9 protein-coding genes are annotated in these 9,092 nt (G+C 66.5%); 7 read left to right on the forward strand and 2 right to left on the reverse strand.

Annotation, left to right across the window (positions count from 1 at the left end; all coding sequences use genetic code 11):
• Positions 1-485: helix-turn-helix domain-containing protein (locus EN745_RS23245; protein WP_245487809.1), on the reverse strand; the 485-nt coding region annotated here is incomplete at its 3' end.
• 235 nt (positions 486-720) lie between these two features.
• Here EN745_RS23245 and EN745_RS23250 point away from each other — a divergent pair.
• Genes EN745_RS23250 through EN745_RS23265 form a run of 4 tightly spaced genes read left to right on the forward strand, consistent with a single transcriptional unit; the run spans position 721 to position 5,230 of the window.
• Positions 721-1,773 carry an ABC transporter substrate-binding protein gene (locus EN745_RS23250; RefSeq protein WP_126058954.1) on the forward strand — a complete coding sequence of 351 codons (1,053 nt, stop codon included), beginning with the start codon at positions 721-723 and terminating at the stop codon, positions 1,771-1,773.
• A 27-nt stretch (positions 1,774-1,800) separates the two neighbouring features.
• Complete coding sequence (locus EN745_RS23255) at positions 1,801-3,300, forward strand: sugar ABC transporter ATP-binding protein (protein WP_189363136.1); 1,500 nt, start codon at positions 1,801-1,803, stop codon at positions 3,298-3,300.
• Positions 3,297-4,262 carry an ABC transporter permease gene (locus tag EN745_RS23260; RefSeq protein ID WP_126058956.1) on the forward strand — a complete coding sequence of 322 codons (966 nt, stop codon included), beginning with the start codon at positions 3,297-3,299 and terminating at the stop codon, positions 4,260-4,262. The genes EN745_RS23255 and EN745_RS23260 overlap by 4 nt, the downstream gene beginning before the upstream one ends.
• A complete protein-coding gene (locus EN745_RS23265) occupies positions 4,259-5,230 on the forward strand; it encodes an ABC transporter permease (protein WP_127422359.1) in 972 nt (323 codons plus the stop codon). The genes EN745_RS23260 and EN745_RS23265 overlap by 4 nt, the downstream gene beginning before the upstream one ends.
• Here EN745_RS23265 and EN745_RS23270 read toward each other — a convergent pair.
• Positions 5,204-6,145 carry an amidohydrolase family protein gene (locus EN745_RS23270; RefSeq protein ID WP_127422360.1) on the reverse strand — a complete coding sequence of 314 codons (942 nt, stop codon included), beginning with the start codon at positions 6,143-6,145 and terminating at the stop codon, positions 5,204-5,206. The genes EN745_RS23265 and EN745_RS23270 overlap by 27 nt on opposite strands.
• Before the next feature lie 65 nt (positions 6,146-6,210).
• On the opposite strand from EN745_RS23270, the gene EN745_RS23275 reads away from it, so the two are divergent.
• The 3 genes from EN745_RS23275 to EN745_RS23285 are packed head-to-tail and all read left to right on the forward strand — an operon-like array spanning position 6,211 to position 8,934.
• The gene (locus EN745_RS23275; protein ID WP_127422361.1) at positions 6,211-7,533 is read left to right on the forward strand and encodes an alanine racemase; all 1,323 of its coding nucleotides are present in this window, start codon (positions 6,211-6,213) and stop codon (positions 7,531-7,533) included.
• Between the two features lie 36 nt (positions 7,534-7,569).
• On the forward strand, positions 7,570-7,914 hold the full coding sequence (locus EN745_RS23280; protein ID WP_127422362.1) for a RidA family protein: 345 nt from the start codon (positions 7,570-7,572) through the stop codon (positions 7,912-7,914).
• Between the two features lie 9 nt (positions 7,915-7,923).
• Positions 7,924-8,934 (forward strand): succinylglutamate desuccinylase/aspartoacylase family protein, encoded by a 1,011-nt coding sequence (locus EN745_RS23285; RefSeq protein ID WP_127422363.1) that lies wholly within the window; start codon positions 7,924-7,926, stop codon positions 8,932-8,934.
• Positions 8,935-9,092 lie beyond the last annotated feature (158 nt).

Consider the following 9,092-nt stretch of genomic DNA (forward strand, 5'->3'; position numbering starts at 1 on the left):
ACCAGAAGCCGTCCCGATGCCGTCCACGGGATCGGGACCTCGACGCCGACATCGCTGGAAATGCGGAACGGGCCGGGCGAATCCCGGCAGTCGAGGACGACATATTTGTTGCCGCGCAGACCGCACATCTGAACGGTCTCGCCGGTCTCCGCGGCCATCCTGTCCAGCGTCTCGAGGATGCGACGGTAGTGCGCATTGTGATGCGAATAGGCCCAGCCGAACAGGTGCATCGCGCGGCCGAAATAGACATAGCCCTCGGTGCCGACATTCTCGAGCATCTCGGCTTCGAGCAGGCTGTTGACGATCTCGTAGGTGGTCGAGCGCGGCGCGCCAATCATCTTGGCGAGGTCGCCGACGCGCACCGGCGCACGATGCCTGAGCAGCGCCTCGAGCAGCATGATGACGCGGTCGATGCCGCGGCGGCGCTCGCCGCCTTGCGGTGCAGCGCCACCCGCCTCGATCAGATCGGTCGCGCTATCGCTCATTTCGGCCGTCCAAAATCATTTTAAGTCCTCGTCTCAAGACGCTTGAAAGATGCCAAGGCTCAGTCTAGCATCCCGCCTGTCCGATATACAGGCACGATGTCTGAAATACCGGACAGATTAACGAGCCGGACAGAGAAGTCCAGACGAAAAAACGGGCGGTTCCGCAACGCGGCAACCGGCGGTTTTGTCGTCCCGACTCCGCACGCCCGGACACAACCACTGAAGGGGAACAGTCATGATGAAATCGCCGTTTTTCGCATCCGCCAGCGCCCTTTGCCTCGGTCTCGTCTTGGCCTTGGGCGTAGGCTCGCAGGCCAATGCCGCCGCCAAATGCATCAAGGGCGACCGCAAGGCGCCGTACACGATCGGCTGGGCCAACATCTATTCGGTGCCGACCTGGATGAAGCAGACGCAGGGCACCATCGAGGCCGAGGTCGAGGCGCTGAAGAAGCAGGGGCTGGTCGACAAGCTGGTCGTCACCGACGCCCAGGGCGACGCCAACGTGCAGATCCAGCAGATCCAGTCGATGATCGACTCCAATGTCGACGCCATCATCCTGATCGCCGGCTCATCGACCGCGCCGGCGCGCGTTATCGCCGATGCCTGCGCCAAGGGCATCGCTATTATCAACTTCGACAGCCTCGTCGACACCGACCAGGTGACCGCCAAGGTCAACACCGATTCCTCGCAGTGGGGCGACCAGGCCGCCAAGTTCCTGATCGACGCCATCGGCGGCAAGGGCAAGATCCTGATCCTCAACGGTCCGGCCGGCGTCTCGGTCAGCGACGATCGCCGCAAGGGCGCCGATGCCGAGCTCAAGGCTCACCCGGACGTGAAGATCCTGGCCGAGACCAACACACCCTACAATGTCGCGCCGGCGCAGGAAGCCGTCACCAGCCTGCTGTTCGCCAATCCCGAAATCGACGGCATCCTGTCGCTCGGCGGCGCGCTGTCGGCGGGCGCGGTGCTGGCACTCGACAAGCAGGGCCGCGACCAGGTGCCGATCACCGGCGAGAACGCTCGGCAGTTCCTCGAACTGTGGAAGGAAAAGGGCCTGAAGAGCTGGGCCACCATGCAGCCGAACTGGCTCGGCGCCTTCGCTACCTACACTGCCGTCCAGGCGCTCGAAGGCAAGGACGTGCCGGCCTTCGTCAAGATCCCGTTGCCGGTGATCGACAATTCCAACATCGACGAGTACCTCGCCCGGGCCAAGGATTTCCCGGCTGACGGCTATATCTATTCGCCCTACGATGAGGAGCTGTTCAAGAAGCTGCTGGCGCAGAAATAGGCCGGAAGGGTTGTAGCATTGACAACCATGGCTCCGCTCCTAGCCGCGCGGGGGGTGTCGAAGGCCTTCTTCGGCAATCCGGTCTTGCGCGACGTTTCCATCGCTCTCCAGCCGGGCCGCGTGCATGCGCTGCTCGGCGAGAATGGCGCCGGAAAGTCGACCCTGATCAACCTTCTGTCCGGGGCGCTGCGCCCGGATGGCGGGACGATCGAGGTCGACGGGCGCGGGGTGGCGCGCATGACGCCGGCGCTGGCGCGGCAGGCCGGCATTGCCGTCGTGCAGCAGGAGCTCAGCCTGACCGCCAGCCTTTCGATCGCCGAGAATATCGGCCTCGGCGCCTATCCGAAGCGGTTCGGCCTGGTCGACTACAATGAGCTCGCCGCCCGGGCAAGGGCGGCGTGCGACCTCGTCGGGCTGCACGAGCCACTGTCGACGCCCGTCGGGCAACTGCCGCTCGGGCGCCGACAGATGGTGGAGATCGCCAAGGCGCTCTACCGCCGGCCACGCGTGCTAATCCTCGACGAACCGACCTCGTCGCTGTCGGCGACGGAGACGAAAATATTGACCGATCTGTTGGCGCGGCTGCGCCGGGAAGGCATCGCCATCCTCTACATCTCGCACCGGCTCAACGAAGTGATGACGCTCTGCCAGCATGTCACCGTCCTCAAGGACGGCACCTGCACGGCGGACCGCTCGCTGGACGGAACCGACGCCGCCGGGCTGGTGCGGCTGATGGTCGGTCGCGACCCTGGCGATCTCTTTCCCAAGTGGCAGGCTTCCGCCTCGCCGGCCACCGCCATCTCGGTCCGCAACTTTGCGGCCGGCCTGATGCGCGACGTCGATCTCGACATCAGGACGGGCGAGGTGCTGGGCATTGGCGGCCTGGTCGGGCAGGGGCAGGAGGACCTGTTGCTCGGCCTCTACGGCGCCATCCCGGCGAGGACGAAGTCGGCGACCGTCAACGGTGCCCCGGGCCTGCCCGGTGGTGTGCCGAAGGCCAATGCGCTCGGCCTCGCCTACGTGCCGGCCGACCGCAAGCGCGAGGGACTGCACCTGATCCATCCGATCATCACCAACATGATGCTGCCTGCCTTCGCGCGGCTGCCGGCGCTGAAGCTGCGCAGCCGCCAGGCCGAACGCAAGACGGCAAAGGGCCTTGCCGCGCAGCTCGCCATCAAGGGCGATCTCGAGCGGCCGGCGCAGGCGCTGTCCGGTGGCAACCAGCAGAAGGTCGCGCTGGCAAAATGGATGCCGCATGATCCGCTGGTGCTGCTGCTCAACGACCCGACACGCGGTGTTGATGTCGAGACCAAGCGCGAGATCTATCTGATGCTGCGCGCCTTCGCCGCCGCTGGCAAGGCCGTCGTGCTGCTCAGTTCCGACACGCCGGAACTGGTGCATCTGTGCGACCGTGTGGCGGTGGTGCGGGAAGGTCGCATCGCGGCCACGCTCGAACGCGCGGCGCTGAGCGAGGAAGCCATCGTGTCGGCGGCGATGGGCGCCGAGAGACAGAAGGTCGCGGCATGAGTACTTCTTCCCCCGCGAAAACCGCCGGCGCCCTCTATTGGCCGGTGCAAGCGCGCCGCAATATCGGCGTGCGCAGCCTGTTCGTCGTCGTGCTCGCATTCCTCATTGCTTATGGCGTGCTGTTTCCTGGCCTGTTCACGGCCTCCGGCTTCGCCAAGTTCACCCAGAGCTGGTTTCCGCTGGCGCTGGTGGCGATGGCGCAGGCGATCCTCATGCTTACGGGCGGCATCAGCCTGGCGATCGGCGCCACCGTCAGTCTCGGGGCGGTCATCGCCGCGACCACCATGGCCGGGCCACTCGGCGTCGCCGGCGGCGCCGCCGCGGTGGCGCTGACCGGGCTCGGCATCGGAGCCGTTACCGGCTTGATCGTAGTGCGGCTTCGCTTGCCGGCGATCGTGGTCACGCTCGCCGGTTCCTTCATCATTGGTGGCGCCGCACTGCTGATCCTGCCAAGGCCGGGTGGCTCCATTCCGGAATGGTTGTCCGACCTGCTGGCCGGCGACACGCCAGCGGCCTTCGTGCTTCTGTTGGCAATCGTTCTCCTTTGGAAGCTCTATCTCGCCACGCCGCTGGGACTGAGCCTCTACGCCGCCGGCGAGAATCCGGTCGGCGCCTTTCGGTCCGGCGTGCCGGTCGATATGGCGCGCGTCGCCGCCTATGCGATCAGCGGCCTGCTCTCGACCAGCGCCGGCCTGTTCGTCGCCGCGCAGACGGGCTCGGGCGATCCGGTGATCGGCAATGCCTTCACGCTCAACTCCATCGCCGCCGCCGTGCTCGGCGGCATCGGTTTCCTCGGCGGGCAAGGCACGATGCGCGGCGCGCTCGCCGGCAGCCTGTTGCTCAGCCTGATGATCAGCGTCATGTTCTTCCTCGGCTTCACGCCGGTGGCGCAGTATGTCGCGCAGGGGCTGATCATCATCGGCGCCGTCGCCATCCCGCAATTCCGTAAGGTGCAGCCATGACAGCCTGGAACGAAAGCGCGGGCGGCAAGCGCGCCAAGGCGATCCTGAAGAGCCGGCCCTTCCTCACCGTGGCCATTGTCGCGGCAGTCTGGATCGGGGCGAGCTTCGCGTCGCGCGGCTTCGGCGCCTATGGCCATCTGCGCTATCTGGTCGAACTCGGCGCCGTGATCGGCCTGGTCGCGGCGGGCCAGACCTTCGTCGTGATCGCCGGCGGCATCGATCTTTCGGTTGCGGCGATCGTCACCGTCAGCGCCATCAGCCTGCCGCTCTTGCCATGGCAGGCCGACCCGACCGGCCTTGCGCCGGTGCTCGCGGTGCTTGCGCTGACCACGGTGATCGGGCTGGTCAACGGGCTCGGCGTGGCGCTGCTGCGCGTTCATCCCATGATCATGACGCTGGCCATGGCGACCTTCCTGCAAGGGCTTCTGATCATCATTGCTGGCGGCAGTGCCGTCACCGCCGAGAACCCGCTGGTGCATTGGCTCGGCAATGCGCGGCCGGCAGGGATCCCGGCGGGCATCCTGCTCTGGGTGGCCGTTTCCGCGATTGTGCTGACGGTCATGCACGCCACGCCGTTCGGCGCGCGCATCTTCGCCATGGGCGCCAATCCGCTTGCCGCGGCCCTGTCCGGCGTGCCGGTGACGTCGACGACACTCGCCGTCTATGGCATCAGCGGCTTCACGGCGGGGTTGGCGGGCGTGCTTGTGCTCGGCATGAACGGACAGGGCTATGTCGGGATCGGCGATCCCTACTTGCTTGCATCGATCGCCGCGGTGGTGCTCGGCGGCACGTCCATTCTCGGCGGGCTCGGCACCTATGCCGGCACCATTCCCGGCGCGATCCTCTTGGTGACCATCACCGCGCTGATCACCGTGGTCAACGCATCTCCCGGTTGGCGCAGCATCCTGTTCGGCTCGCTGATCCTCGGCCTGCTGCTTCTCTCAGGCCGGGAGCAGGCTCGTCGATGACACGTCGTCCAGCCGGTAGATGCGCTTGGCGTTGCCGAAGAACAGCGCCGCCTGCTCGTCCGCGGAAAGGCCGGAAGCAATGGCCTTGAAGCTGTCGTACACTTCGTCGAACGAGGCATGCAGGCCGGCGACCGGGAAGTCGGAGCCGAACATGGCGCGCTTCGTTCCAAAACAGTCGATGCAGTGCAGCACCACCGGCCGCAGGCTGTCGAGCGTCCAGTCATGATCGTAGGCGACGAGGTCCGAGATCTTGACGGCAACGTTGTCGCGCTGCGCCAGAAGCCGCAGCCCGTCGCGCCACCTGCGCATGCCGTCGGTGTCACGGTCGATCGGGCTGCCGCAATGGTTGAGGACGAATTGCTGATCCGGAAAGGCCGCGGCGAGGCGAGCGGCATCAGCCAGTTGGCGCGGGAACACCATCAGGTCAAAGGAGAGCCCGTGGCGCGCGAGCAGCTTCAGTCCGGAGCGCCAGGCCGGATCGTCCATGATGCCGTCGCGGGCGGCGAAGCGACGCGCCGGATCGGGGTCCCAGCTCAGAATATCGCGCACGCCGACGACGCGATGGAAGGCAGCCTGCGCTTCGATCAGCGCCGGGGCCTGCCGGCTGGCCAGCGGCACGTGCACGACATAGCGTGTCGGGATGCCCTGCGACTTGTCCAGCGTCTCCAGCCAGCGGGTCTCGCCGACGCAGTCGTCGGCAGCCCAGCCGGCTTCGACATGGACGGTGGCGACGACAGCGTGCCGGGCGGCATCGCGCAGATAATCCTGGGGCAGATAGTTGCGGCGCAGCGGGCCAAGCTCGCCCAGGCCGCCGCGTTCGCCGGCCGTGGGCGTCAGCCAGGGATTGCGGCCGAGACCCAGGTCCCAGAGATGATGATGGGCATCGATGATCGGTCCACCGTAGGGAATGGGCATGCGTTTCTCTCAAGCGATGACCGGCACCGGCAATCTCTCTGGAACGGCGCAAGGGGTAGCATCGGATGAGTGAAAACACACCGGCTCCGCCGCTCGTCGTGCATGAAAATTTTCTGCTCGACGACCGCGTCCGCGGCGTGCCGCCAGGCACCTCCGGGCTGGACAGCAGACAGGTCGGGCAACAAGGCTGGCATCCGGCAGACGGCCGCATGTCGCTGCCTTTGCTGACGCTCGACGAGGCCGCCTTCACCTCAAATCGCGACCTCTTCCTGCGTTATGTCCGCGAGCAGGGCGCCGAGATCGCGCCGCACGCCAAGACGCCGATGGCGCCGGACCTTGCCCGTTCGCTGGTCGAGGCCGGCGCATGGGGCACGACGGTCGCCGACATCAGGCAGGCCACCGTGATGCTGAAAGCCGGGCTGACGCGGCTGATCATCGCCAACGAGGTCGGCGGCGCGGGCGGCGCCAGCCGCCTCGCGGCACTCGCCGGCGCCTGGCCGGATGCCGAGCTTAACATCTTTGCCGACTCTGTCCCCGCCGTGGGCGCGCTGGCGCAAGCCTGGCGGGCCAATTCTGCCTTGCAGCCATTGCCCGTTCTGGTCGAGCTCGGCGCGGCCAGGGCAGGCGCGCGAAGCACGGCTGAGGCGGAAGCGATCGCCGATGCAATCGCGGCGACCGGTGGACGGCTGCTGATCGCCGGCGTCGCGACCTATGAAGGTGCGGCAGCCCAGTCCGATCCGGTGCGTGCCGACGAGGTGGTGTCGGCGCTGCTGGCAAACGTCGGCGACATGTTCCTCAGGCTCCGCGCCCGCGTCGGCGGCGAGGCGCCATTGATCGCGACGGCCGGCGGTTCGGTCTTTTTCGACAAGGTGGTCGCGGCGCTTTCGCACATTGTCGCGAAGGACAGCAATGCGAGGCTGGTGCTGCGCAGCGGCGCCATCTTCTTCCACGATCATGGCGTCTACGATCGATCGCTGGGGGCGGTCGATGCCCGCAACGGTTTTACCGTCAATGGCGCGAGTGTTTCGGCGCGGCGCTTGTTCCGCCCGGCGCTGCGCATCTGGGCCGAGGTGCTGTCGCGGCCAGAACCAAGCCTCGCCATCTGCGGCATGGGGATGCGCGACGTCTCGTTCGACCAAGGCTTCCCGAAGCCGTTGATGGTCCATCGCGCCGGCCATGCGCTTGCGGTGCCGCCGAAAGCCGAGGTCATAAAACTCAACGACCAGCATGCCTTCCTGTCGCTTCAGCCGGGCGACGACATCGCCGTCGGCGACGTCGTCGAGTTCGGCATCTCGCACCCTTGCACGTGCCTCGACCGCTACCGCGTCATCTTCGGCGTCGATGGAAACGGGCATGTGGCGCACGCCTTCCCCACCTATTTCGGCTGACCAGAGCCCTATGAGAGAACCTCGAAAGGATCCGTCATGATCAAGTACTTCCAGTCCGGGTACCGCATGTCGCAGGCCGTCGTCTATGGCGGCATGGTGCACATCGCGGGGCAGGTCGCCAACGACCGCAAGGCCGGCATCGAGGCGCAGACGAGTGACGTGCTGGCCAAGATCGAGTCGCTGCTCATCGAGGCCGGCAGCAGCAAGTCGAAGCTGGTGGCGGTCAACATCTTCCTGCCGCAGATCGGCGACTTCGATGCCATGAACAAGATCTACGATGCCTGGGTGGATCCGTCACGGCTGCCTGCCCGTGCGTGCGTCGAGGCACGCCTGGCCGATCCGGACCTGCGCATCGAGGTCACGGCGGTGGCGGCCGTCTGAGAGAGAACCATGCACACCGGCCTCGTCCACACGCTCGATTTCGACCGCGACGGCAAGACATCAGGTCATTTGAGCATCCCGTTCTCGATCGACCGCTCGCCCTATTTCCAGGTCAAGGTGCCGATCTGCCTGATCCGCAACGGCGAAGGCCCGTCGCTGCTTTTGATGGCCGGCAATCACGGCGACGAATATGAGGGCGAGCTGTCGCTGGCCAGGCTTGTGCGCAGGCTCGATCCCAAGCGGATCAGGGGTCGCGTCACCATCCTGCCGATGGCGAACGCGCCGGCGGTGATGGCCGCCAAGCGCTGCTCGCCGCTCGACGGCGGCAACCTCAACCGCGCCTTTCCGGGCGATCCGTCGGGCGCGCCGACCAGCCGGCTCGCGCATTTCCTCGAGACTGAGCTGTTTGCCCGGCACGACGTCGTCTTCGACATCCATTCCGGCGGCACGTCGATGGAGCATCTGCCGACGGCGCTGGTCGAACGCAATGCCGACCCGGAGCGTCACCGGCGCGGCGTCGAATTGATGCGCACGCTCGGCATGCCCCATGGCTTCATCGCCGACAACGGCCCGGCGTCGCCGACCTCGATGGGTGCCGCGCGCCGTGCCGGCGCGATCGGCGTCAGCGGCGAGTTCGGCGGTGGCGGCACGGCAACGGTGGATTCCATGGCGCTCACCGCCCGTGTGCTCGACAGGCTGATGATGGCGCTGGGCTTGGTCGAGGCGCCCGTTCTGGCGCCGGAGGCCGAGCCTGCCGCTCCAACGCGGCTGCTTTCGCTGTCGCGGCACAGCCAGGGCATCTATGCCACGCGGCGCGGCTGGTTCGAGCCAGCGGTCAGGCTCGGCGACAGCGTCAGCGCCGGACAGCTTGCCGGCTGGTACCACGACCTTGAACGGCTCGACTTCGGCGAGGAAGCCCTGCATTTCGCCGAAAGCGGCATCGTGCTGTCGCGCCGGCTGCACACGATGTGCGAGGCAGGCGATTGCTTGATGCAAGTCGCGGAGCCGGTGGACAGCTGAGAGCAAACGCCGGGCGATGCAAGGAAGCCGAGGATGACCATGCAGCTATCAATGTGGACCTATCCCTGGGACATCCAGGACATCGGACTGGAGACGATCGAGCGTGATCTCGTCGAGCGTGCCGGGCTCAATATGGTCAGCCTCGCCACGTCCTACCA

It is taken from the genome of Mesorhizobium sp. M4A.F.Ca.ET.022.05.2.1 (genome assembly GCF_003998845.1).
Classification (GTDB): Bacteria; Pseudomonadota; Alphaproteobacteria; order Rhizobiales; family Rhizobiaceae; genus Mesorhizobium.

What these genes read in the sequence shown, in the direction of transcription:
- EN745_RS23250 (WP_126058954.1), top strand. Translation starts at nt 721, where the DNA reads ATGATGAAATCGCCGTTTTTCGCATCCGCCAGCGCCCTTTGCCTCGGT.
- EN745_RS23265 (WP_127422359.1), top strand. Translation starts at nt 4,259, where the DNA reads ATGACAGCCTGGAACGAAAGCGCGGGCGGCAAGCGCGCCAAGGCGATC.
- EN745_RS23280 (WP_127422362.1), top strand. Translation starts at nt 7,570, where the DNA reads ATGATCAAGTACTTCCAGTCCGGGTACCGCATGTCGCAGGCCGTCGTC.
- EN745_RS23260 (WP_126058956.1), top strand. Translation starts at nt 3,297, where the DNA reads ATGAGTACTTCTTCCCCCGCGAAAACCGCCGGCGCCCTCTATTGGCCG.
- EN745_RS23255 (WP_189363136.1), top strand. Translation starts at nt 1,801, where the DNA reads ATGGCTCCGCTCCTAGCCGCGCGGGGGGTGTCGAAGGCCTTCTTCGGC.
- EN745_RS23270 (WP_127422360.1), bottom strand. Translation starts at nt 6,145, where the DNA reads ATGCCCATTCCCTACGGTGGACCGATCATCGATGCCCATCATCATCTC.
- EN745_RS23275 (WP_127422361.1), top strand. Translation starts at nt 6,211, where the DNA reads ATGAGTGAAAACACACCGGCTCCGCCGCTCGTCGTGCATGAAAATTTT.
- EN745_RS23285 (WP_127422363.1), top strand. Translation starts at nt 7,924, where the DNA reads ATGCACACCGGCCTCGTCCACACGCTCGATTTCGACCGCGACGGCAAG.